This window comes from Candidatus Poriferisocius sp. (assembly GCF_965202595.1).
In the GTDB taxonomy this organism is placed as follows: domain Bacteria; phylum Actinomycetota; class Acidimicrobiia; order Acidimicrobiales; family Bin134; genus Poriferisocius.
In genome coordinates this window covers 2,298,215-2,321,721 of sequence record NZ_OZ241836.1, presented here as the reverse complement: position 1 = coordinate 2,321,721, position 23,507 = coordinate 2,298,215, and the positions used below count along the sequence as shown (strand labels likewise).

The window sequence follows — 23,507 nt, the reverse complement described above, 5'->3', positions numbered from 1 at the left end:
TGTGCGCTGCTGATGGCGCGCCGGCGATGCGGTAGACAAGGGGTATGCGCGTTGAGTTGCCGACCGGGACACCGGCCGAGCTGGTTCGGGTTGACGGGGCCGAGCGGGGGCTGGTGCTCATCCCCGACATAATGGGATTGCGCCCCCTGTTCGACGATCACGTTGCCCGCATCGCAACCGGGCAGGGCTGGACCGTGTGCGCTCCTCAGCTTTTTGCCGGTCGGGAGCATCTCACGGTCGAGGAGCGGATGGCGGCGGCAGCCGAGCTGGTTGACCAGCAGGTACTGGCCGACGTTTCAGCCGCGGCCGATGCCACCGGGTGCAGCACGGTAGTGGTAACCGGCTTCTGCATGGGTGGTATGTATGCCATCAAGGCTTCAGCCACCGGGCGGTTCCACCGGGCGGCCGCCTTCTACGGGATGATCCGCCTGCCCGAGCACTGGCGGGGTCCCGGTCAGAGCGAGCCACTGGAGCTGCTGGCCGGGGGCGACCCCTGCCCGCTGCTGGCCATCGTCGGCACTCAGGATCCGTTCACCCCGGCCGCTGATGTGGCCGCCCTGGAGGAGGCCGGGGCGGTGATCGTGTCCTACGAGGATGCCAATCATGGTTTCGTCCATGATCCCGACCGCCCGACCCATCGCCCAAAGGACGCCGCCGATGCCTGGGCTCGGGCCATCGAGTTCCTGAGCGCTTGACATCGATGGATGACCGAACCTCTGCCGGTAGAACCGGGTTTACCTTGACATCGATGCAGAACCGAACCCCGGTGTGGATGCATGGTGCGCCATTGCCGGTAGAACCGGGTCTGCCTTGACATCGATGGATGACCGAACTCCGGTGTGGACGGTGATCGTTGCGGCCGGCTCGGGCACCCGCTTCGGGGGGGCCAAGCAATACCTGGAGCTGGCCGGCATGCGGGTGGTGGACCGCAGCGTGGCCGCCGCCGCCCAGGTGAGTGACGGTGTGGTGGTTGTGGTGCCCCCGGCGGATGTGAGCACCGAGTCGTCTCGCTCGGCCGCGACCGCGGTGGTGGCTGGGGGGCCGAGCCGGGCTGCCTCGGTCCGCAACGGGCTGGCCGCCGTACCCCCGGAAGCGGCCATCATCTGCGTCCACGATGCGGCCCGCCCCCTGGCCGGCCCCGACATTTACCACAAGGTTGTCGGTGAGGTGCGAGCGGGGGCCGGCGGGGCCGTGCCGGTGGTGCCGGTGACCGATACCATTCGCAGGGTGGACGGGGAGGTGGTGGATCGCAGCACGCTTCAGGCCGTGCAGACCCCGCAGGCGTTCAGAGCCGAGCTGTTGCGGATGGCTCACACCGGTGCCGGTGATGCCACCGATGATGCCGGTCTGGTGCAAGCAGCCGGGTATCCGGTGGTTGCGGTTGAGGGCCATCCCCGCAACATCAAGATCACCCACCCCCATGACCTGGTGGTGGCCGAGGCCTGGTTGGCGACATGACCGTTCCGAGCGAGACCACTCCCGGGGACGTGATCTTGAGGGTGGTGGCCGAGGCCTGGTTGGCGACATGACCGTGGCCATGAGGGTGGGTCACGGGTTCGACACCCACCGGTTCAGCGCCGACCCGGACCGCCCCCTCATCCTGGGTGGAGTCCGGTTCGAGGGCACACCGGGACTGGTCGGTCACAGCGATGGTGACGCGGTGGCTCATGCCCTAACCGATGCACTGTTGAGCGCCGCCGGTTTGGGTGACATCGGCGGGATGTTCCCCGATACCGACGATGCCTGGGCCGGTGCCGACAGCCTGCGGATGCTGGCCGGCGCGGTGAGCCGGTTGGTTGCCGGGGGATGGCAGGTGGTTAACGCCGATTGCACCGTGGTGGCCGAGGCCCCCCGCATCGCCCCGTACCGCCAAGATATGGAGGCCCGGTTGACCGGTGTCGTCGGTGCCCCGGTAACGGTGAAGGGCAAGCGAGCCGAGGCCCTGGGGGCGCTGGGTCGAGGTGAGGGTCTGGCCTGCTGGGCGGTCGCGCTGATCGAGCGGCCATGAGTTCTCGCCATCGGGGACGGGGGCGTGGCCATGACCGGGGCGGGGGTCGCCGGGGCGGGGGTCGCCCATCCTCGGGTGGCCAAAAAGCCCGCTCGCGGTCCGGTTTGGGTGGGGATCGGGTGGAGGGCCGCCAAGCCCGCTCGCGGTCCGGTTTGGGTGGGGATCGGGTGGAGGGCCGCCAAGCGGTTCGGGAGTTGCTTTTGGCCGGGACCCGCCCCGTCCATGAAATTGTGATCGGTGCCGGTCAGAACCGCACCGGAGCTCTGGCTCAGATAGTGGAGTTGGCTACCGAGTTGCGGGTGCCGATCAAGGAGGTGGCGATGAGCAAGTTCGAGTCGATGGCCGCCACCGAGGTCCCGCAGGGAGTGATGGCCCGAGCTGCTCCCCTCACAGAGCACGATCTGGACGAGCTGGCTAGCTCCTCCGACGGTCGCCCCCCATTTCTGCTGGTGCTCGACGGGATCACCGATCCGGGCAACCTCGGGGCGGCGTTGCGGACCGCCGAGGGCGCTGGGGTTACCGGCGCGGTCCTGGGACGGCACCGATCGGCACACATCACCCCGGCGGCTGCCAAAGCTGCGGCCGGCGCGGTGGAGCACGTACCCATGGCAGTGGTGGCGGGGATACCCACCGCGTTGAGTCGCCTGGCCGAACTCGGGGTTTGGACGGTGGGTTTGGACACGGTTGCGCCGATCACGGTGTACGAGATGAATGTGGCTGCCGATGCGGTGGCGCTGGTGGTGGGCAGCGAGGGTCGGGGCTTGTCCCGTCTGGTCCGCCAACGTTGCGACATCGTGGTTACCATCCCCCTGTCGGGCAACCTCGGTTCTCTCAACGCCGCGGCCGCCACCGCCATCGGTTGCTTTGAAGTCGCCCGTCACCGCCGCACTGCCGGTTCCCGAAAACCCGCTGAACCAGCTTCCCCGCGAGGATCGGGTCGATGATCTCGGTGCGGCCGCACTGCCGGTTCCCGAAAACCCGCTGAACCAGAGCCCGAGACAGGAAGGTCTGAGTAGGGGTGGAACTCCTCGGCCAGAGCCTGCTTCACGAGAGCCCGAGACAGGAATCGAACCTGCGACCGGCTGTTTACAAGACAGCTGCTCTACCGACTGAGCTACTCGGGCATTTGTTCGAGTGCTGGTGAGCTACTCGGTTATGTGGCCCCAGAGCCGGGCGGGCTACTCGGGCATTTGTTCGAGTGCTGGTGAGCTACTCGGGCATTTGTGGGTGGTTATTGGAGGGTATTCAGGATCCGGGAAAAGTATAAGAGGTGCGGGTTTGGGGAGGGTGCTTGAATAGTGCCCTTGTGTGGGTAACTCTGGTTGGGATGGCTCTTACGAGGCGAGATCGGGAAATCCTGGATTTTGAGCGTACCTGGTGGCAGGGGACCGGATCGAAGGAGGTCGCTATCCGAAAGCGTTTCGATCTTTCCACCACCCGTTATTATCAACTACTGAACGAACTACTGGAAGAGGCGGATGCAATGGAGTACGACCCCATGGTTGTAAGGCGTCTGCGGCGGGTTCGTGATCGCCGCAGACGGTCCAGATTCGGCCACACCTCGGTTGGCTGGCAGCCGTCGCAGTAACAGTCCGGAGTTGGAGACATCATGGAGTCGAACCCAGTACCCAGCAACCAGATGGCCATCAGGGGAGTGGTGCTGGTTCTTGCCCTGATTGCCGCCGGTGCCTTCGTGCTGGCTCGCGGCCTCAATGATGATCCCGCACCGGTTACTGCTCAGAACGGCAACGAGCCGGTCGGGGAGGCCGAGCCGACATCGCAACCGGATTCCGAGCCGGTTGATTCCCCGCCCGACAGCGATGACCCGGCCTCCACCCCCGTAGGGGCCACCGAGGAGCCCCAGCCGCCCACCACTGACCCCACCGAGGAGCCCCAGCCGCCCGCCTCCGACCCCACCGAGGAGCTGCAATGCCGTGATCCGGCCACCATCCAGGTGCTGGTGGCCAACGGCACCGATGTCACCGGGGCTGCCGGCCGGCTCTCTAGCGAGTTGGGCATCGCCAACTATGTGGTGCTGGCACCGGTGAATGCCAGCCCCCAGACCAGCTCGGCCTTCTACTACCGGGCCGGCTACCGGGTTGACGCCCAGTGTGTGGCCGAAAAGCTGGGGGCCAGCTCCGGACCGTTCTTCCCGATGACCGATCCTCCTCCGGGAGGCATCACCCTGGACACTTTGGGCCAAGCCTATGTGCTGGTCATGATCGGCCCCGACAGCCTGGCCCGGAGTCCCGGCTGAAGGGTGTGAGGGCAGAGTGGCTTGGGTTGAGGGTGTGATAGCTGAGTGGCCCAGGTTGAGGGTGTGAGGGAAGTGGCAGCATGCATGTCGTTGTCGCGCCCGACAAGTTCCGAGGCACGGCCACCGCGGCCCAAATCGCCCGGGCGGTAGTAACTGCCGCCCAGCAGGCCGGCGCAACCGCAGAGCCGGTTCCGATGGCTGACGGGGGAGAGGGAACCCTGGAAGTGGTGGGTGGGGCCAACCGCACCACCATGGTCACCGGTCCCCTGGGTGATCCGGTTGAGGCTGAGTGGCGGCTGCACCGGCACGTGGCGGTGATCGAGATGGCCCGAGCCTCGGGTCTGGCGCTTGCGGGTGGGGCCGGGGGCAACGACCCCCTCGGAGCCACCACCTACGGGACCGGGGAGCTGATCGAGGCCGCGGTGGATCGGGGGGCCCGGCGGGTGCTGGTGGGGGCGGGAGGCTCGGCCAGTACCGACGGGGGTTTGGGGGCACTGCGGGCGCTGTATCCGGTGCAACGGCTCAAGGGAGTGGAGCTGGCCGTGGCCTGCGATGTGAGAACCCGCTTCATCGAGGCCGCCGCGGTGTTCGGGCCGCAAAAAGGGGCTGGACCCATGCAGGTGGAGCTGCTCCACCGGCGGCTGGAGCGTCTCTGCCAGGTGTATGCCGATACCTACGGGGTGATGGTGAACGACATCGAGGGCTCGGGTGCGGCCGGGGGGCTGGCCGGAGGCTTGTCGTGCCTGGGAGCCGAACTGAGCAACGGCTTCGAGCTGCTGGCCGATGAGGTGGACCTGTACGGTCGCATCGAGCGGGCCGATCTGGTGGTGACCGGCGAGGGGGGCCTGGACCCGACATCTTTCCAGGGCAAGGTGGTGGGGGGCGTGGTTGAGATGGCGGCCGCCGCCGGGTTGCCGGTGCTGACCGTGGTGGGGCGAGTGGACGGAGCTACTGCTCCCCCCCACGGGGACCTGATCAGCCTGAGCGAACTCTACGGTCCTGAATTGGCCATGACTCAAACCGCCTGCCTTGCCGGGAAGGCGGTAGCGGAGTTTCTGAGGAAATAGGCAGTGGTCAACGGCCACCGCCGGGGTATCCAGGTACTTCGATCAGGGGTGGGCGCTCCTGCATGGTGATCTCGGTGTCGCCGAACCCGGGGCGGCGCAGGGTGATAGCCGTGTTCACCAGGGTGCGGTCGGCCCGGTGAAGGGCTACCTGCATAACCTCGGTCGCCTGTGACGACAATTCGTGCAGCGGTCGGTTGCGGTGGACCCGCACGCCCAGATCCACCTGGGCGATCGTGCTGTAACCGGCCAGCTTGCACATGTCGATGAGCAGCCCCATCTCCACTCCGTACCCCTGAACGAACGGTACCCGCTCCAGCACTTCACGCCGCCCGGCGTACTCCCCGGCCAGGGGTTGGACAATGTCGCTCAACTCGGGGAACAAAAGGGCGATGAGCGGTCGGGCCACCAACTCGGTGGTTCTCCCCCCGCCCCTCTGGTCGGCTCCCACCGGCCGGTGGTAGTAGCCCTTGCAGTAGCTGATGGAGTCGTCGATGAGCAGCGGTCCCAGCAAACCGGTTATGAAGTGGGGGGCGAAGTTGGCCACGTCACTGTCGCACCACACCACCAGATCCCCGGTGGAGACGAACAGCGACTTCCACAGCGTCTCACCCTTGCCGGGTTGGTTGCCCAGATGGGCCAGCACGTCGGAGCACGCCACCACGGTGGCCCCGGCGGCGGCGGCAGCGGCGGCGGTGCCGTCGGTGGAGTGGTCGTCCATCACGATCAGCTCGTCCACCAGTCCCAACCTGTCCATGAACTGGGTGCGGACCAGTTCGGCAATGGCCCCCACCGTGGCTTCCTCGTTGCGGGCGGGCAGGCAGACCGATACCGTCGTTGCCCCCTTGCGCTCGACCAGCTCATCGGCCAAGAACTCCCCGGCCACGAACCTTCGCCTCCCGTTCATTGTGGGTTCGGTCTCATGGTTGCCTCCCGTTCATTGTGGACTAGGTCTCATGGTTGCCTCCCGTTCATTGTGGACTCGGTCTCATAAGTCGTTTCCACTGCTTCACTCGAATAGCATGATGGCCCATGAGCGTGACTGTCCGGATACCGACCACACTTCGTCCGCTGGCCGGAGGGGCCGGCGAGGTTACCGTCGAGGGGGCGACGATCCGCGACGTGATCTCTTCGCTGGATGCCGCTCATCCCGGTTTCATGGACCGGCTCATCGATGAGTCCGGCCGCCTGCACCGGTACGTCAACGTGTTCGTGGATGACGACGATGTGCGGTTCCGGGAGGGTCTGGCCACGCCGGTTCCCGAAGGCCAGACGGTGGCGATCGTGCCCGCAGTGGCCGGGGGCTGATTTGTTGCTGGGTTTCAACTTGAGCTTGGCCGGTTGGGGTACTCCTGGCTAGTCTTTAGCAGTCTCATACTGAGAGTGCTAAAACCTTCTAAAAGAGTTGCTGCACGAGCAGCAAGAGGAAAGGGAGTGTTCAAGGATGCCCAAGATCATCTCGTTCGATGAAGAGGCTCGGCGGGCGCTGGAGTCGGGAATGAACCAACTGGCCGACGCGGTGCGGGTGACGCTTGGTCCCAAGGGCCGCAACGTCGTGCTGGAAAAGAAGTGGGGAGCGCCCACCATCACCAACGACGGCGTGTCCATCGCCAAAGAGATCGAGTTGGAGGATCCCTACGAGAAGATCGGGGCGGAGCTGGTCAAGGAGGTGGCCAAGAAGACCGACGACGTGGCCGGCGACGGCACCACCACCGCCACCGTGCTGGCCTGGTCGATGGTTCGTGAGGGGCTGCGGAACGTGGCCGCCGGGGCCAACCCCATGTCCATCAAGAAGGGCATCGAGGCCGGAGTGGAGGCTGCGGTGGAGGCCATCCACTCACAGTCGGTGGATGTGTCCTCCGACAAGGCCCAGATATCCAACGTGGCTGCCATCTCCGCCGCCGATGCCGAGATCGGCGAGCTCATCTCCGAGGCCATCGACAAGGTGGGCAAGGATGGCGTGGTCACCGTCGAGGAATCGCAGACCTTCGGCCTGGAGCTCGACTTCACCGAGGGCATGCGCTTCGACAAGGGCTACATCTCCCCCTACTTCGTGACCGATGCCGAGCGGATGGAAGCCGTGCTGGACGACCCCTACATCCTGTTCGTCGGGACCAAGATCACCGCGGTGCGCGACATCGTGCCGGTGCTGGAGAAGGTCATGCAGGCGGGCAAGCCGCTGCTGATCATCGCCGAGGATGTTGAGGGTGAGGCGCTGGCCACCCTGGTGGTCAACAAGATCAGGGGTACCTTCAACTCCACTGCGGTGAAGGCCCCCGGCTTCGGTGACCGCCGCAAGGCCATGCTTCAGGACATGGCCATACTGACCGCCGGCCAGGTCATCAGCGAGGAGGTGGGCCTCAAGCTGGAGAACACCACCCTCGACCTGCTGGGCCGGGCCCGCAAGGTGGTCATCACCAAGGACGAGACCACGATCGTGGAGGGGGCCGGCAACCGCAGCGATGTTGACGGCCGCATCGCCCAGATCAAGGGTGAGATCGACAACACCGACTCCGATTACGACCGGGAGAAGTTGCAGGAACGCCTGGCCAAGCTGTCGGGCGGCGTGGCCGTGCTCAAGGTGGGGGCTGCTACCGAGGTGGAGCTCAAGGAGAAGAAGCACCGGATCGAGGACGCGGTCAGCACCACCAAGGCGGCCATCGAGGAGGGCGTGGTCGCCGGCGGCGGTGTCACCCTGCTGCGGGCCCAGGTGGCGGTGAACGCCGTGGCCGAGGGGTTGGCGGACGACGATGAGGCCACTGGTTCCCGAATCGTGGCCAAGGCTCTGGAGGGTCCTTTGACCCAGATCGCGGTCAATGCCGGCCTCGAGGGGGGCGTGATCGTGGAACGGGTCCGCAACCTGGAGGGTAACTTCGGGCTGAACGCGGACACCGGCGAGTACGAGGATCTGATGGCCGCAGGCATCATCGATGCCGCCAAGGTCACTCGCTCGGCACTCCAGAACGCGGGGTCGATCGCCGGCCTGTTCCTGACCACCGAGGCGGTCGTGGCCGACAAGCCCGAGGAGGGTGGCGGCGGCATGCCCGGAGGCGGCATGCCCGACATGGACTTCTAGGAGCCACCAGCCGTAGCCACCAGCAGTAGCCACCAGCCATAGCCACCAGCAGCGGCTCAAGCCTGCCCGGCAAAGGGCGGTAACGTCTTGCCATGGTTGAGCTTCACCCTTTGTGCGCTCCATTGGAGTTCTTGCTCGGAACGTGGAAGGGCACCGGGGTAGGGGAATATCCAACCATTCGGGACTTTTCCTATACCGAGGAGGTGGCTTTCACCCATACAGGTAAGCCGTTCGTGGCTTATGCCCAAAAGACCCGGGATGCCGGCACCGGCCTGCCCCTGCACGCCGAGTCCGGATACTTGCGCCCCCACAAGGGTGGGCACCTGGAGTTGCTGCTGGTACAGCCCTCGGGTATAGCCGAGTTGCTCGAGGGCACGGTTGCCGATCGCCACATCCAACTTGTCTCCACCGCAGTGGTGGGCACGGCCACGGCCAAGCCGGTAGCCGCCACCGAGCGGTGTTTTCGGGTTGACGGTGAGGTATTGCACGCCTCGGTGGCCATGGCCGCCATGGGGTTGGGGCTCCAGCACCACGTGGCTTCCGAGTTGCGCCGGGTGCCATGACCCGGGGGCGGTCCCAGCGAGTACTGATGCGCCACTGGGACGGTTCCCATGAGCATCGCCGGCCCGATGATCTGGTGGTGGAGGAGCCGCTCACCATCCGGTTGGACGGCGTGACCGTAACCACCACCATGCGCACCCCGGGCCACGACTTCGAGCTGGCCGCCGGCTTCTGCTTCACCGAGGGCCTTCTGGGCGATGCCTCGGTAACAACCATCCGCTACTGCTACACCGAACCTGCCATCGCCAGCGGAGATCATCCCAACGTTCCTCCGGCTCCATCCCGCCACCGCGAACCTGCCATCGCCACCGGGTACAACCTGGTGACGGTGGAGACCGATGGGGCACCCCCGGCTACCCCCCGCCTGGGGCTGACCACCTCGTCCTGCGGCCTCTGCGGTACCGAGAGCATCGAAACGTTGCGCAACAAGTTGGGCCCGCTGCCCGGGAGCGGGAAGCCCATTGGGGATATGGACGTTCTGGCCGCGGTACCCGACCGGGTTAGGGCTGCTCAGGACCTGTTCGACACGACCGGGGGAGTTCATGCCGCGGCCGCCTTCACCGCCGGGGGTCGGCCCACCCTGGTTCGGGAGGACATCGGTCGCCACAACGCGGTGGACAAAGTTGTGGGTCGCCTGCTGCTGGATGGGGATCTGCCCGCTCACGGTCGGGGGTTGTTCGTGAGCGGTAGGGCATCGTTCGAGATGGTGCAGAAGGCGTGGGCTGCGGGGTTCACCACGGTGGTGGCGGTGAGCGCCCCGTCTTCGCTGGCGGTGGAGACCGCCCGGGCCGCCGGTTTGTGCCTGGCCGGCTTCGCCCGCGACGGCCGGCTCAACCTCTATTCTCCTTACGGTTAGTGCCAAAAGAAACCTCTATTCTCCTTACGGTTAGTGCCAAAAGAAACCTCTATTCTCCGTGCCGCTGGTGCCACTGGAAAGAAGGAGCCCTCATGCGACCACTGCCCAAGCTGACCCCGGAGAACGAGTTCTTCTGGACGGCCGGTGCCGACGGGGAGCTGCGGTTCCAGTACTGCGGCACCTGCGACCGCTACTTGCATCCCCCCGGGGTGGTTTGCTCCCGGTGTGGGGGCGTTCCCGGGGTGCGACCGGTGTCGGGCCGGGCAACGGTGGTGGGGTTCACGGTCAACCACCAGCCGTGGTTGCCCGACATGAAGGTTCCCTACGTGATCGGGCTGGTGGCCATCGAGGAGGACCCCCTGGTGAGGCTCACCACGCTGATTGTGGATGCCGATCCCGACCACGTGGTCATCGGCCTGCCGGTGGCGGTGCGGTTCGAGCAGCACGACGACGTGTGGTTGCCGGTGTTCGCCCCCACCGACGAGCCCGCATCGGGGGTGGTCGAATATCCCGAACCCAGCCCGGCACCGGTAAGGCCCATGGCGGTGGCCGAGAAGTTCGAGTCCCGGGTGGCCATCACCGGGATAGGCATGTCGGAGGTGGGCCGCCGCCTGGGCCGCCATCCCATGAGCCTGGCCATGGATGCCTGCCGGGCTGCGGTGGCCGATGCCGGGCTGACCATGGACGACATCGACGGCCTGTCCACCTATCCCGGTGGCGGGGCCAGGGATGGGGGTCATTCCGAGGGCGGCATCTACCCGGTGGCCGATAGCCTGGGTATTCACCCCACCTGGTTCTGCGGCACCATGGAGACCCCGGGCCAGAGCGGTGCGGTGGTGAACGCCATGCTGGCGGTGGCCGCCGGGTTGTGCCGCCATGTGCTGTGCTTTCGCACCGTGTGGGAGACCACGTCCATCGCCTGGGGTAATCGCCGCAACAGCGGCGTGGATGGGGGAGCTCGAGTATCGGGAGACATGGAATGGCGGCTGCCCTACGGGGCCATGTCGGCGGGCAACTGGATAGCGCTCATGGCCGGCCATTACCTGCACCGCTACGGTGCCACTCGGGAGCAGCTCGGGTGGATTCCGGTGACCGCCCGGGCCGGTGCCGCTCACAACCCGTCGGCCATTTACCAGGCCCCTCTCACCATTGACGACTATCTGGATGCCCGCATGATCACCACCCCGTTCGGCCTGTTCGACTGCGACGTGCCCTGCGACGGTTCCACGGCCCTGGTGGTGTCGGCGGTGGAGACCGCCCACGACCGCCCCCACCGCCCGGTGCTGGTGGAGGCGGTGGGTACCCAGATGCGGGAACGGATGTCATGGGACCAGGGCACGCTGCTGCATGAGCCCATGGTGGATGGTCCTTCCGGCCATCTTTGGAGCCGCACCGACCTGAAACCGGAGGATGTGGATGTGGCCCTCCTCTACGACGGGTTCAGCTTCAACGCGCTGTCGTGGTTGGAGGCCCTGGGCTTTTGCGGTCGGGGCGAGGGGGCGGCGTTCGTGGAGGGCGGCACCCGCATAGCCCGCGACGGGGAGATCCCGCTCAACCCCCACGGGGGTCAGCTCTCGGCCGGCCGTTTGCACGGGTACGGGTTCCTGCACGAGGCGGTGGTGCAGCTTCGAGGTCACGGCGGCGGCCGGCAGGTCGATGCGGCCGAGGTCGTGGTGGCCACCACCGGGGGCGGCCATCCCGGTGGGGCCTTCCTGTTCGTTGGGGGTTGAGTCTCCGTCATCGGTCGTGGTTGGGTTGCGGGGCGGGGTCTTCCTGTTCGTTGGGGGTTGAGCCGGCCTGCTATAAGTTGTTCATGGCTGCATACATCATCGTCAACTATCAGGTGGACAACCCCGAGCTTTACGGCGAGTACATGCAGGGTGCGGCTGGTGCGCTCGGCATCGGGGAGGGCTGTGAACTGGTTGCGTTCGACACCGAGTCAGAGGTGATCGAGGGGGATACCGCCGGCCATCAGACCGTCGTGATCAAGTTCGACTCCAGGGAGAAAGCCCGCGAGGTGTGGGAATCGGAGGCTTACAGGGCAGTGGTGGGAAAGCGCCACGACTCCACCAGCCGTCATTTCGCGGTGCTGGTGAACGGGTTCGGTGGTTGAACGTAGACCGATGGCAATAGGCACCACAATAGGTAGCAAACGCCCCCGGTGGAGGTCCGCCGTGCCGGTTCTGGTGCCTGCGCTTGTGGCGGTTTTGGCATTGGTCACCTCTGCTTGCGGCAACTCGGATTCGGAGTTGGTGATCCCGGCCACCCCCGATCCACCCTTGATCGAACCTTCGGATGGTTCTGGCCAAGTCGATTCGGAGTTGGTGATCGGCAGCGTGCTTCCCGAGACAGGAGGGTTGGAGGAGGTCGGGAAACCGATCATTGCGGGGGTGGACCTGGCCGTGGCCGATGTGATTGCCGCCGGTGGCCGGATTCGGCTTCTCAAGGGTGATTCCGGAACCAATCCCGACATTGCGCTGGAAGCCGTGAATGACTTGCTGGACGAGGGAGCTCAGGTAATAGTCGGGGCGGCCGCTTCGGGGGTGTCGCAGGGCATCATCCAAACCCTGTACGAGGCTCGGATACCCCAGTGCTCACCGTCCAACGGAGATCCGGCGTTCAGCACCCAAGCCAACGCCGAGTACTACTTCCGCACGACGGCCAGCAGCATGACCGAGGCTCCCGTCATGGCGGCCAGCTTGCACTCCCGGGAGGCGAATCTGGTTGCTCTGGTGGCCCGGACCGATGCCTACGGCAGCGCCTTGGCCGATCTTCTGAAAAATGAGTTGGGCAAGCTCGGGGTTGACTCAGTGATCATTCCCTATCCCCCGGACGCTTCCGACCCCGATGATCTGGTGGAGAAGGTTGTGGCCAGCGGAGCGGATTCGGTGGGGTTGATTGCATTCGATGAAGGTATCCCCATTCTCAGGGGGCTCCTCGAAAATGGGTTCACCGGCGAGCAGGTGCATGCGGGCTCCGGCCTCCTTTCCGATGACCTGCCCAAGCACTTCAACCCCGATGATCTAAAGAAGTTGGACGGACTGCGTAGTCACGCCGGTGTTGCCAGCAATGATGAGTTCGAGCAGCGTGTTATGGAAATTGTCGGGGAGAAAGCGTGGGGTGGCGGGGCAGCCTACGACTGTGTTGTGCTCCTGTCGCTGGCATACCTGGCGGCGGGAACGGCTTCGGGACCCGAACTGATCGAGGTGGTTCCGGGTCTGACCCGGTATGGTCGGAAGTGCTATTCGTATGCCGAGTGCGCGGAACTGCTGATCGATGGGGTGGACATCGACTATGACGGGATGTCCGGCCCGCTGGAGTTCACCGATGGGGGTGATACCACGGTCATGCGACTCGGGATAAACGAGGTCCGTAACGGGGCATTCCAGGTGGTGGAAGAAGTCGAAGTTGTTTTACCGCCGGTTGCTTCCGAGCCGTCGGACACCGACCTTTCGGAGTTTCTGGCTGCCGGCCCCGAACTGACCATCGGCGTGGTGCTGCCCGAGACCGGATCGCTCAGCTATGTTTTTCCACCCGAAAGCACGGGCGCGAAGCTGGCGGTGGACGACATCCGAGCCGCCGGAGGTCGGGTAAGGGTTTTGAGCGGCGATTCGGGCACAGATCCGGATACCGCGGTGGAGACGGTCAACCGGCTCCTGGGCGAGGGGGCCGATGTGATTTTTGGGGCTGCGGCCTCCGGGGTATCCCAATCGTTCATCCAGACCCTGCACGAGACCCAGGTGGTTCAGTGCGCAGCGTCCAACACATCCCACAAGTTCAGTACTCAAAGCAACGCCGAGTACTTCTTCCGAACGGTCTCCAGTACCGAGGTGGACGCGCCGATCATGGCTGGCAACATTGCCCGGAAGGGGGGCACCAGCGTGGCCATTTTGGCCCGATCCGATGATTGGGGGCAGTCGCTGGCCGAGCAGATGGTGAAGAGCTTGGGGGAGTTCAACATAACTTCCGAAGTTGTGCCCTTCTCCCATGAGGCCCCCAGCTTCCAGGACGTAGCACTGGCGGCGAGCAGGACGGGGGCGGACACCGTTGTGGTGCTGGCCTTCGCCGAGGGTGCACAGATCGTTCGGAGCCTGCTCGAGGAAGGGGTGCCGCCCAGCGCGATTCATGGCGGTGCGGGCATGTACGACCTCGAACTGCCCTCCCGAGTGAGTCCGGGCCAACCGGAGAGACTGGATGGGTTCACCGTCTACGCCGCGTCGGGCGGTGACGATTTCAACCAGCGGCTGTCCGAGTTCGTCGGCGGCAACATAGTTTTCGGTGGTCAAGCTTACGATTGCGTGATCGTGTTGGCGCTGGCCACGCTGGCCGCCGGCACCACCGATGGTCCTGAGCTGATCGCCGAGGTGCCCGGTGTGACCCGGGACGGCCAGAAGTGCACCTCGTTCGCCGATTGTGCCGCTCTGCTGGCCGCCGGGGTGGACATCGACTACGACGGTGTCTCCGGCCCGCTGGAGCTCGACGATGTTGGTGACACCACGGTGGGCCGCTACGCCATTGCCGAGGTGCGCGGCGGTGTCATCGAGGTGGTTGACATCGTTGACTATCCTTGAGGTGGTTGACATAATCGACATGGATGTCTCCAAGAGTTCGTAGGCTTGCCGGCAATGAGCGATTACCACCCTGGGGGTGAGCAGCCGGTTGAGGCATTGCCGCCGGTGGAACCGTCGGTCGGTCTGGGGGTTGTTCATTTGTTCGGCAAGCTGGGTCCGGCTGTCGATCCGACGGCCGTGCAGGAAGCCGTCGAACGCATCCGGGCCGGTGGCGGCCAGGTGGTAGCGGTGGCCGTTTTGGGTCACAAGGCCGACCTCGGGATCATGGCCCTGCACCCCGACCTGTGGCAACTGCGGGATCTTCAGACCCGGCTGGGTCGGGCCGGTGTCGAAATCGTGGACTCCTATGTGTCGCTCACCGAGCTGTCGGAGTACGCCGCCGGGCTGCCCGAGGAGGCCCAGCAGGCTCGGCTGCATCCCCAGCTTCCCCCACAGGGCAAGCCGGCGTGGTGCTTCTACCCCATGTCCAAGCGCCGCAACCCCGGGCAGAACTGGTACGAGCTGCCCTTCGACCGCCGCCGCGAGCTGATGTACGAGCACGGAGCCACCGGTCGCAAGTTCTCGGGCCGGGTTCTACAGCTAATCACCGGCTCGACCGGGATCGACGACTACGAGTGGGGGGTGACCCTGTTCTGCTGCCACCCCGACGACCTCAAGGAAGTGGTATACAAGATGCGGTACGATGAGGCATCAGCCCAGTATGCTGAGTTCGGCAGTTTTTATGCAGGCATGGTGGCACCCATTGATATAATCCTGCGAAGATTGTCCTCGGACCGGGTTGAGATAAAGTAGGAAAAGATGAATAAAAAGTTCTTGTGGCCCTTGCTGGGTATGGTGGTGGCCGTTGCCTTGGTGGTGGCTGGTTGCGGGGATGATGATGACAGCTCCTCGGAACCCACGGCTATGGAGTTGGTTATCGGTCGAGTCCTTCCCGAGACCGGCTCCCTCGCTTTTTTGGCACCACCGATGGTGGTGGGGGCCAGGCTGGCGGTTGAGGACATCCAGGCTGCGGGCGGGAACGTGAGGATGATCACCGGCGACACCGCCACCGACCTGGATGTGGCCCCCGAGACGGTCAATCGTCTGCTGGGCGAGGGAGCCCACGTGATTGTGGGGGCGGCCTCGTCGGGGGTATCGCAGTCGTTCATCCAAACCCTTTTCGACGCTCAGATCCCCCAGTGCTCACCCTCCAACACATCACCGTCTTTCAGCATCCAGGACAACGCCGGATTCTACTTCCGCACGGTGACTCCAGATGATGCACAAGCACCTCTGCTGGCTAATCATGTGGCTGCCAGAGGAGCTACCAACGTGGCCATTGTCGCCAGAGCTGATGATTACGGCAATCAACTGAGCAAGCTGACCCAGGCCGAGTTGGCCGATGCCGGGGTTGATTCTCGGATTATCTCCTACGACGAGGATGCGCCTTCCTACGACGGCACGATTGGGGAAGCCGTCAGCATGGGAGCAAATGCTATAGTTCTCATCTCCTTCAGCGAGGGGATCCAGATACTTCGAGGCTTGCTGGAATCCGGTGTACCCCCGACCGCCATCTTCGCTAGCGACGGTCTTTATGACCTTGACCTGGCCGATAAAGTGGACCGATCCAATCCCAATGTAGTTGACGGTTTGATCGCTTTCTCCGCCGATTTCGACCAGTTGGATGAGGATTTCAGCACTCGTCTGCTTCAAGAAACCGATAACAAACTTACCTACGGAGGCCAGGCCTACGACTGTGTGGTGGTCCTGGCACTGGCCTCACTGGCGGCGGGCTCCACCGATGGTCGGGCCATAATGGACGAGGTGCAGGGTGTCACCAGGGATGGGACCAAGTGCTTCGATTACGAGGAATGCGCCGGGCTGATCGCCGACGGTGAGAACATCGACTACGACGGAGTCTCCGGACCGCTGGACCTCGACGATGTGGGTGATCCCACCTGGGGACGCTACGTCGTTTCCCAGTTCCAGGACGGTGTTCTCACCCCCATCGACAGCCAGGAAGTGGACCGAAACTAAATGTGCTGATCCTCCGTTCCGAGCCCTGGGCGGTTGACAAGCTCGTTCAGGCTCGGGACAGGGTACCCAGGTAGAGGCTGATCACCTTGGGATCATCAAGGAGGTCCTGGCCGGTGCCGGTGTAGGCGTTTATCCCCTGGTCGAGTACGTAGCCCCGGTCACATATCTGGAGGCAGCGATGGGCGTTCTGCTCAACCATGATGAGGGATACCCCATGGTCCGCGATGGCGGTGATCTGTTCGAACACCTTGTCCTGGTAAGCGGGGGAGAGGCCGGCGGAGGGCTCATCCAGCAGCACGACCGTGGGGGCCATCATCAAAGCTCGGCCGATGGCCACCATCTGGCGCTCCCCTCCCGACAGCCCGTCGGCCCGCTGGTCACTGCGTTCGGCCAGCATCGGGAACAGCTCGGTGACCATCTTCAAGCGATCGTTGAACTGCTTGGGGGTTTGAAATACCCCCATTTCCAGGTTCTCCCGGATGGACAGTCGGGGGAACACGTTGTGGGACTGGGGAACGAACCCGATGCCCCTGGCCACCAGTTTGTGAGGGTTGAGTCCGGTGATGTCCTCCCCCTCCAGGCTGACGGTGCCCTCCCGGACATCCACCAGCCCGAAGATGGCCTTCAGCAACGTGGATTTGCCCGCCCCGTTGGGGCCGATGACCCCGATTATCTCTCCCCGGCGCAGTTCCAGGGAGCATCCGTTCAAGATGTTGATGCCGGGCAGGTAACCGGCAACCATCTCATCCACCGACAGCAACAGGTCGGCCTCGGTCGTGGTTTGCGATGTCGCGTCCGAGCCGGCCTCGGTGGTGGTTGGCGATGCTGTGTCCGAGCCGGCCTCGGTGGTGGTTGGCGGTGCTGTGTCCGAGCCGGCCTCGGTGGTGGTTGGCGATGTCGCGTCCAGGGCTGGACTTTGCTTTCCGGTCATGTCCTGTTGTCACCTCGCTGGCGGCCCAGGTAGGCATCTATCACCTTTTCGTCGTGGATGACCTTCCACGGGCCTCCCTCGGCAATAACCCGTCCCTGGGCCAGCACCACCACCCAGTCGCTGATGCCCGACACCACATCCATGTCGTGTTCGATGTACACCACGCTGACCCCGGTCATGGCCAGTTGGGTTATGTGCTCCACCAGTGATTGGGCCAGGGCGGGGTTCACCCCGGCCATGGGCTCGTCCAACATGATGAGCTCCGGGTCGGACATAAGCGCCCGGGCCATTTCCAGCAGCTTGCGCTGACCCCCCGACAGCGTGCCGGCCAGATCGTCGCGCTTTTGGGCCAGGTTGAATCGCTCCAGCAGCTCGTCGGCCCGCTCGGTGTTGGCCCGCTCCTCGCTCTGCCACAGCTTGCGGAAGGGGGCGGCCCACAGCTTCTCACCGGTCTGGCCGGTAGCACCCAGCAGCATGTTCTGGAGTACCGAGAGTTTCGCCAGCGACTTCGTCAACTGAAAGGTGCGGACCATGCCCATGCGGGCCAGCCGGTCGGGCGACAAGGAGGTAACCGTTTTATCGTTGAACGTCCAGTGGCCGGATTCGGCCCGGCTGAAGCCGGTTAGCAGGTTGAACATGGTGGTTTTGCCCGCGCCGTTGGGGCCGATGAGGGCCGTGACTATTCCCCGTTCGATCTCGAGATGGTCCACATCCACCGCGGTTACGCCGCCGAAGCTCCGCCGCAGCCCGTCAATGGTCAAAATGGGGTTGGGTTTGGCCACCCCCGGTACCGGGGTTACGGTGAGAATGGGTTCGGTCTCAGCGGTTGTTGCCGGTGCCGATGTAGACTTGGGGGCCGACCCAATCTCGGGTGCCGATGCAGCTACCGGGGGCGATGCCGCCTCGGGGGATGACTCGATCTCCGGGTTCAGGTCACTGGGCATCGAGTTGCATTTCTGTGCGGTTACCGGTGAGGCCCTGGGGGCGGAACAACATGAGCACGATCAGGGTCACCCCCACCATGGACAGGCTGATTATGCCCTCGCTGCCCTCGAGGAAGCCGGCCACCGGGTCGGGCAACCAGGCCTCGGCGGCCAGTTGTCGCAAGAACGATTCAATCCACTCCCGCAGGAACCAGAACAGGATTGCTCCCAGCACCGGTCCCAGGTACGTGGCCGCCCCTCCCAGCAGCAGGGCGGTGTAGGTGAAGAAGGTGACTTGGGGTTTGAAGCCGTTGGGGTCGGCCCCCGAAGTCTTGATGGCATCGATGACCCCGGCCATCCCGCCGATGACCCCGCCGATGATGAGGGCTTGCATCTTGTACCGGAACACGTTCTTGCCCAGGCTGCGAGCCGCGTCCTCGTCCTCCCGGATGGACTTGAGCACCCGACCCCACGGGCTGCGCACGATCAGGAACACGCCCAGGCTGGTCAGCGCCACCAGCGCCCACCCCACGGTGATGACCCACATCTGTTGCCCGGTGAACGAGAAGGTACCGAACCCGTATCGATCTTGGGGGCCGTCGGGGTAGGGGTTCAGATCGAAGAAGGCACCGGCATCGAAGCTCACGCTGAGCGGCCCACCGGTGAGTCCGATGGCATCGGTGGAGCCGACGAGGATGCGGATTATCTCCGCACCGGCAATGGTGACGATGGCGAACATCACCGAATGCAGCCTCAGCGTGGGTATACCCAGAGCCACCGCCAGCACCAGGGACAGGAAAAGGCCCACCAGTATGCCCATCCACAGCGACCAGCCGAAGGTGGCCACGGTGACGCTGGTGCCGTAGGCCCCCAGCAGCATGAACCCGACCTGCCCGAAGTTCAGCAGGCCGGTGAAACCGAAGTGCACGTTCAGCCCGATGGCGGCCAGGCTCAGGATCACAGCCTCGGGGCCCAGGGCTGCTCGGGCCGCGTTACCGAAGATGATGTCGAAATCCATTCAAACCACCGGCTCGAACAATGAGTTTCTGCTCATCTAACCCACCCGGGCCTTGATTCCGAAGCTGCCCATCTAACCCACCCGGGCCCTGATTCCGAACAAGCCCTGGGGTCGCAACAGCAACACCAGGATTAGAGCGGTCAGTGGAACCACGAACTTGAGTTCCGGTGAGATCCACAGCGTGCTGAGCTCGGTGAACAGGCCGATGATGATCGACCCGACCAGCGCTCCGTAGGCCGTGCCCATCCCTCCCAACTCAACTCCGGCGAAGACGAGCAAAAGGAGTTGGAAGCCCAGGAACGGGTCGATGTCGGAGTCCAACCCCACGAACACCCCCCCCAAGCCGGCCAGAGCCGCTCCTATCACCCACACTATGAGCACAACCCGGTTCACGTTGATACCCGACACCCCGGCCAGGTCGGCGTTGTCGGCCACCGCTCGAGTGGCTTTTCCGAACCGGGTTTGCTGGAGCATCAGCCCCACCGTCACCAGGATTGCGATGATTACCCCGACGGTGATGAGTTCCCGGGGGGTGATCGCCCACGGTCCGAACTCCCACCGGTCCTGCAACTGAAAATCTCGATAGGGCAAGGGTTCGGCCCCGAAGAAGAGCTGAATGAGCTGCCGACCCAGCAGCGACAGGCCTATGGTGATGACCACGAACTGGAACACCGCCAGCTTTCGGGCCCGCAGCGGGCGGAACATTCCCGATTCCAGGCCGGCACCCAGCATCCCGCACACCGCGACGGTCAAGATCGCGGCGATGATCAGGTTGAACCCTCCCCAGGAGCTGTTGAAGTACCAGGCGATGACCGCCCCGAAAGTGACCAGCTCACCGTGAGCGAAGTTGACCAGGCCGGTGGTCCCGTACACCAGGGACAGTCCGACTGCGCTCATGGCTATGATCAGACCGAACTTGAAACCGTTGAACACCGTCTGGGCGAATCGCTCGCTGAAAGGTGTTCCCTTCGGGGCATCTCCCACCGCGAAGACCACCCCCTGGGAGGTTCCCGCGCCGGCGGTCACTTCCACGGTGGGTTGGCTGTTCTCGCGCAACCCGACCCCCTCGGGAAGGGTGTCTTCGTTCAGGGTAACCAAGTAGGTTCCCTCCCCGGGGACCTCAACCGACCATCGCCCGCCGGAGTCGGTGGTTGCTTGCCCGACCCGGTTGCCGGATGAATCCTCGACCGTGATTTCCACGCCTTCGAAGAACTGGTCAAAACCCAGCCGCAACGTGCCCACCAGCAAAGTTGGCGAGGAGGTGTCGGTATCGTTTTGCAGAGCGGTTGTCGGGAAAGTGTCGGTATCGTCTTGGGTCTGGGCCGCTGCGGTGGCTCCCCACAGCAGGGCAACCAGAAGGGCAGGAACGGCGGCCAAGGCATACTTCCGCATTCCTGGTAAATATAGCCATGTCCTGTAACCATTTTCTGCCGGGTGCCGGTGAGGGGCCACAATGGGGGGGAATGGGTGATTGGGTACGGCTGCGACGGGATCTCTTGGAGTTGGGCAGGGTGGTGGTGGCCTTCAGCGGAGGTGCCGACTCCTCGTTCTTGGCTTGGACCGCCAATGATGTGCTGGGCCACCGGGCCCACGCCGTCACTGCGGTATCACCCTCGCTGGCCGTTGCCGAGCGGCGGGATTGCGCCCTTCTGGCCCGGGAATGGGGGTTGCAGTGGAGTGAGGTTCACACCACGGAGATGCAACGAGCTGCTTACGTTGCCAACAACGGCGACCGGTGCTACTGGTGCAAGGACGCGCTGATGGAGGTCGTGGCGCCACTGGCCGAGGCCCGGTCGGCGACGGTTGTGCTGGGGGTGAACACCGACGATCTGGGTGACCACCGTCCCGGCCAGCAGGCAGCCGCCGAGCGGGGGGCGGTATTCCCCCTGGTGAATGCCGGCTTTTCCAAGGCTGATGTGAGGGAGTGGTCGAAGCGGCTGGGGTTGCGAACCTGGGACAAACCGGCTGCCCCGTGCCTGGCCTCCCGGATTCCCTACGGCACGCCGGTGACGCTGGGAGCGCTGGCCTCGGTGAGCGATGCCGAAGCCGCCCTGCGGAACCTGGGCTTCGGCGAGCTGCGAGTGCGCCATTACGGGGAGCTGGCCCGTATCGAGGTGCCCGATGATCGTTTGAATGATGTCGTGGCCCAGCGGGCTGCGGTGGTCGAAGCGGTGCGCCACGCCGGCTACCGGTACGTGACGCTGGACCTGGAAGGGTTGCGCTCCGGTAACCTGAACGCGGCCCTCACCAGTGGGATGGGGAAAGGTGATGGGGCGGCCCTCACCAGTGGGATGGGGAAAGGTGATGGGGCGGCTCTCGCCAGTGGGACGGGGAAAGGCCAGGGGTCGAGTGCGGTTGGAAGCTGCTGAGCGGCAGCTTGTGGAGCACGGACGAATACTGGCCGAGGGTATCCGGGCCGCCCTGCCCGGATGGGTGGTGTCGGCGGTGCATAGCCGGCTGCCCGACATGGACCTCGAGGTTCGCCAAGCTGCCGAGGCGGCCGGCGCGCAGGCCGCGGTGGTGGTTGGCGAGGAGGTGGCCGAGCTGCTGGCGGCCGGCATCCACAACCAGCGGGAGAATCCCCTGGCTGTTCTGCGCCGGGCGGTGCGCTATCCCACCGGGGTGCTTCGGGCCGCGGGGGTGGTCCCGGTGGATCGGGACGATTTCGCCATCGCCCGGTTTCCTGACGATGCCTACGACTTGGTGCCCGCGTCCTTTTCCGACATCCATCCCGACCTGCGAGACCCCGGAATTGCCTGGGGTGCGGCCAAGGCCTTCGTGCACCGCCACCGCGGGCCGGGCTGAGGCTTTCCCGGGGATCGGTTAATCTGTCATACTGATTGGCCTCAGCAGGAAACCTCAACAGGGTTGCTGCCGGACGATAGGGGGAGAGATGGCTGCTGATACCGCATGGACTTTGGTGTTGGGAGGCATAACGGCCGCTTCGCACCATCCCGGAGAGATGGCTGCCAACACCGCATGGGTACTGGTGTGCGCGGCTCTGGTGATGTTCATGGTGCCGGGTTTGGCCCTGTTCTACGGAGGCATGGTTGGCACCAAGAACGTGCTCAACATGCTCAACATGAACCTCTACTGCCTGGGGATAATCCCGATCCTGTGGGCGGTGCTGGGCTTCGGGTTCGCCACCGGCGATTGGAGTTTCCCCCTTTTCGGCAACTTCGATGCGGTGCTGCTCAACGGCGTCGAGGGGGTGGCGGCCAATCGGGAGTTCGTGTTCGCCATGACCTTCGCGGTCATCACCCCGGCCCTGATATCCGGTGCGGTGGCCGGGCGCATGAAGTTCACCGCGTGGGCGATCTTCGTGCCGGTGTGGTCGTTCCTGGTGTACTCGCCGGTGGTCTACTGGGTCTACGGCGACAATGGCTGGATCCGTGAATTGCCGGCCCTCGACTTCGCCGGCGGCACCGCCATCCACATAAACGCCGGTGCTGCGGCCCTGGCCCTGGTCATGGTGCTCGGTCCCCGCCAGCGGTGGCCCCGGGACGTTGATTTTCCCCACAGCCTTCCCCTGGTGCTGCTGGGGGCCGGTATCTTGTGGTTCGGCTGGTTCGGTTTCAACGCCGGGTCGGCCCTGGCCGCCGATGGCGTTGCCGCTCACGCCTTTCTCACCACCTTTCTGGCCGCGGCCGCCGGGATGGGCGCGTGGATGGTGGTCGAAACCTTCAAGAACGGCAAGCCCACCGCTCTGGGCATGGCCTCGGGGATCGTCGCCGGCCTGGTGGCCATCACCCCGGCGGCGGGTCATGTCGGGGCGATGGCCTCCATCCTGATCGGGGCTCTGGCCGGCGTGGTGTGCTTTCTGGCCATCGGGCTCAAGCTGCGCTACAAGTACGACGACAGTCTCGATGTTGTGGGGGTACACATGTTCGGCGGCATAGTCGGCGGGGTGTTGATCGGGTTCCTCGCCGATTCCGGTGCCATCGAGGGGGGGGACTTCCTCAACGGCGTTTTCTTCGGTGGCGGCGAGCTGCTGCTCAACCAGATCATCTCCATCCTGGCGGTCATGGCCTATAGCTTCGTGGTTACCTACGCCATCTCCTGGGTGCTCAATGCCACCATGGGCCTGCGGGTGTCGGCCGACGACGAGAGCAGCGGCCTCGACCAGTCGCTGCACGCCGAGACCGCGTACAACAACTGACTCCCCGCGGTGCACGCCGAGACCGCGTACAACAACTGGTTTCCCGCCCCGGGGCTGGTCAACCGGG

General features: G+C 64.7%; 24 protein-coding genes and 1 tRNA gene. 19 read left to right on the top strand and 6 right to left on the bottom strand.

The genetic code is table 11. From position 1 onward, the window contains the following. Window positions 1–44: 44 nt before the first annotated feature. The 4 genes from ACOGXC_RS10525 to rlmB all read left to right on the top strand — a co-directional run bounded on the left by ACOGXC_RS10525 (window position 45) and on the right by rlmB (window position 2,952). Window positions 45–695, top strand: a complete 651-nt coding sequence (locus ACOGXC_RS10525; protein ID WP_419918152.1) for a dienelactone hydrolase family protein — start codon at window positions 45–47, stop codon at window positions 693–695. Between the two features lie 124 nt (window positions 696–819). Further along, window positions 820–1,458 (top strand): 2-C-methyl-D-erythritol 4-phosphate cytidylyltransferase, encoded by a 639-nt coding sequence (gene ispD, locus ACOGXC_RS10520; protein WP_419918151.1) that lies wholly within the window; start codon window positions 820–822, stop codon window positions 1,456–1,458. Window positions 1,459–1,525: 67 nt separating this feature from the next. Continuing rightward, window positions 1,526–2,008, top strand: coding sequence for a 2-C-methyl-D-erythritol 2,4-cyclodiphosphate synthase (gene ispF / locus ACOGXC_RS10515; RefSeq protein WP_419918150.1), 483 nt, complete (start codon window positions 1,526–1,528; stop codon window positions 2,006–2,008). Further along, window positions 2,005–2,952, top strand: coding sequence for a 23S rRNA (guanosine(2251)-2'-O)-methyltransferase RlmB (gene rlmB / locus ACOGXC_RS10510; RefSeq protein WP_419918149.1), 948 nt, complete (start codon window positions 2,005–2,007; stop codon window positions 2,950–2,952). The genes ispF and rlmB overlap by 4 nt, the downstream gene beginning before the upstream one ends. A gap of 107 nt (window positions 2,953–3,059) precedes the next feature. Here rlmB and ACOGXC_RS10505 read toward each other — a convergent pair. After that, a tRNA-Thr gene (locus tag ACOGXC_RS10505) sits at window positions 3,060–3,132 on the bottom strand. Window positions 3,133–3,335: 203 nt separating this feature from the next. Here ACOGXC_RS10505 and ACOGXC_RS10500 point away from each other — a divergent pair. The 3 genes from ACOGXC_RS10500 (at window position 3,336) to ACOGXC_RS10490 (ending at window position 5,332) form a co-directional block, all read left to right on the top strand. Further along, window positions 3,336–3,596 (top strand): DUF3263 domain-containing protein, encoded by a 261-nt coding sequence (locus tag ACOGXC_RS10500; protein WP_419918148.1) that lies wholly within the window; start codon window positions 3,336–3,338, stop codon window positions 3,594–3,596. A 21-nt stretch (window positions 3,597–3,617) separates the two neighbouring features. Then, window positions 3,618–4,265 carry a LytR C-terminal domain-containing protein gene (locus ACOGXC_RS10495; RefSeq protein ID WP_419918147.1) on the top strand — a complete coding sequence of 216 codons (648 nt, stop codon included), beginning with the start codon at window positions 3,618–3,620 and terminating at the stop codon, window positions 4,263–4,265. A gap of 80 nt (window positions 4,266–4,345) precedes the next feature. Next, a complete protein-coding gene (locus tag ACOGXC_RS10490; RefSeq protein WP_419918146.1) occupies window positions 4,346–5,332 on the top strand; it encodes a glycerate kinase in 987 nt (328 codons plus the stop codon). 7 nt (window positions 5,333–5,339) lie between these two features. On the opposite strand, the gene ACOGXC_RS10485 is transcribed toward ACOGXC_RS10490, so the two are convergent. After that, window positions 5,340–6,236 carry a glucosyl-3-phosphoglycerate synthase gene (locus tag ACOGXC_RS10485; RefSeq protein ID WP_419918145.1) on the bottom strand — a complete coding sequence of 299 codons (897 nt, stop codon included), beginning with the start codon at window positions 6,234–6,236 and terminating at the stop codon, window positions 5,340–5,342. Window positions 6,237–6,361: 125 nt separating this feature from the next. Here ACOGXC_RS10485 and ACOGXC_RS10480 point away from each other — a divergent pair, with 125 nt between their 5' ends. The 9 genes from ACOGXC_RS10480 (at window position 6,362) to ACOGXC_RS10440 (ending at window position 16,409) form a co-directional block, all read left to right on the top strand. Then, a complete protein-coding gene (locus ACOGXC_RS10480; RefSeq protein ID WP_419918144.1) occupies window positions 6,362–6,637 on the top strand; it encodes a ubiquitin-like small modifier protein 1 in 276 nt (91 codons plus the stop codon). Window positions 6,638–6,773: 136 nt separating this feature from the next. Further along, window positions 6,774–8,405, top strand: a complete 1,632-nt coding sequence (gene groL / locus ACOGXC_RS10475) for a chaperonin GroEL (protein ID WP_419918143.1) — start codon at window positions 6,774–6,776, stop codon at window positions 8,403–8,405. A gap of 92 nt (window positions 8,406–8,497) precedes the next feature. Continuing rightward, the gene (locus tag ACOGXC_RS10470; RefSeq protein WP_419918142.1) at window positions 8,498–8,968 is read left to right on the top strand and encodes an FABP family protein; all 471 of its coding nucleotides are present in this window, start codon (window positions 8,498–8,500) and stop codon (window positions 8,966–8,968) included. Further along, the gene (locus tag ACOGXC_RS10465) at window positions 8,965–9,822 is read left to right on the top strand and encodes a formate dehydrogenase accessory sulfurtransferase FdhD (protein ID WP_419918141.1); all 858 of its coding nucleotides are present in this window, start codon (window positions 8,965–8,967) and stop codon (window positions 9,820–9,822) included. The genes ACOGXC_RS10470 and ACOGXC_RS10465 overlap by 4 nt, the downstream gene beginning before the upstream one ends. Window positions 9,823–9,914: 92 nt before the next feature. Beyond that, complete coding sequence (locus tag ACOGXC_RS10460; RefSeq protein WP_419918140.1) at window positions 9,915–11,552, top strand: thiolase C-terminal domain-containing protein; 1,638 nt, start codon at window positions 9,915–9,917, stop codon at window positions 11,550–11,552. A gap of 83 nt (window positions 11,553–11,635) precedes the next feature. Next, complete coding sequence (locus ACOGXC_RS10455) at window positions 11,636–11,935, top strand: DUF1330 domain-containing protein (protein ID WP_419918139.1); 300 nt, start codon at window positions 11,636–11,638, stop codon at window positions 11,933–11,935. Between the two features lie 61 nt (window positions 11,936–11,996). Next, entirely contained in the window at window positions 11,997–14,393 is a 2,397-nt protein-coding gene (locus tag ACOGXC_RS10450) for an ABC transporter substrate-binding protein (protein ID WP_419918138.1), read from the top strand. Between the two features lie 54 nt (window positions 14,394–14,447). Beyond that, complete coding sequence (locus ACOGXC_RS10445; protein WP_419918137.1) at window positions 14,448–15,185, top strand: chlorite dismutase family protein; 738 nt, start codon at window positions 14,448–14,450, stop codon at window positions 15,183–15,185. A gap of 6 nt (window positions 15,186–15,191) precedes the next feature. After that, window positions 15,192–16,409: an ABC transporter substrate-binding protein gene (locus ACOGXC_RS10440; protein WP_419918136.1), complete on the top strand. Its 1,218-nt coding sequence runs from the start codon at window positions 15,192–15,194 to the stop codon at window positions 16,407–16,409. A 46-nt stretch (window positions 16,410–16,455) separates the two neighbouring features. On the opposite strand, the gene ACOGXC_RS10435 is transcribed toward ACOGXC_RS10440, so the two are convergent. From ACOGXC_RS10435 to ACOGXC_RS10420, 4 genes are all read right to left on the bottom strand, one after another. Further along, complete coding sequence (locus tag ACOGXC_RS10435) at window positions 16,456–17,340, bottom strand: ABC transporter ATP-binding protein (RefSeq protein ID WP_419918135.1); 885 nt, start codon at window positions 17,338–17,340, stop codon at window positions 16,456–16,458. Next, window positions 17,337–18,284 (bottom strand): ABC transporter ATP-binding protein, encoded by a 948-nt coding sequence (locus ACOGXC_RS10430; protein WP_419918134.1) that lies wholly within the window; start codon window positions 18,282–18,284, stop codon window positions 17,337–17,339. Before ACOGXC_RS10430 ends, ACOGXC_RS10435 begins: the two co-directional genes overlap by 4 nt. Then, entirely contained in the window at window positions 18,274–19,281 is a 1,008-nt protein-coding gene (locus ACOGXC_RS10425) for a branched-chain amino acid ABC transporter permease (protein WP_419918133.1), read from the bottom strand. Before ACOGXC_RS10425 ends, ACOGXC_RS10430 begins: the two co-directional genes overlap by 11 nt. 72 nt (window positions 19,282–19,353) lie before the next feature. Continuing rightward, complete coding sequence (locus ACOGXC_RS10420) at window positions 19,354–20,673, bottom strand: ABC transporter permease subunit (RefSeq protein WP_419918132.1); 1,320 nt, start codon at window positions 20,671–20,673, stop codon at window positions 19,354–19,356. Window positions 20,674–20,744: 71 nt separating this feature from the next. Here ACOGXC_RS10420 and larE point away from each other — a divergent pair, with 71 nt between their 5' ends. The 3 genes from larE to ACOGXC_RS10405 all read left to right on the top strand — a co-directional run bounded on the left by larE (window position 20,745) and on the right by ACOGXC_RS10405 (window position 23,440). Continuing rightward, the gene (gene larE, locus ACOGXC_RS10415; protein WP_419918131.1) at window positions 20,745–21,650 is read left to right on the top strand and encodes an ATP-dependent sacrificial sulfur transferase LarE; all 906 of its coding nucleotides are present in this window, start codon (window positions 20,745–20,747) and stop codon (window positions 21,648–21,650) included. Further along, complete coding sequence (locus ACOGXC_RS10410; protein ID WP_419918130.1) at window positions 21,637–22,086, top strand: hypothetical protein; 450 nt, start codon at window positions 21,637–21,639, stop codon at window positions 22,084–22,086. Before larE ends, ACOGXC_RS10410 begins: the two co-directional genes overlap by 14 nt. Window positions 22,087–22,174: 88 nt before the next feature. Further along, complete coding sequence (locus ACOGXC_RS10405) at window positions 22,175–23,440, top strand: ammonium transporter (protein WP_419918129.1); 1,266 nt, start codon at window positions 22,175–22,177, stop codon at window positions 23,438–23,440. Window positions 23,441–23,507 lie beyond the last annotated feature (67 nt).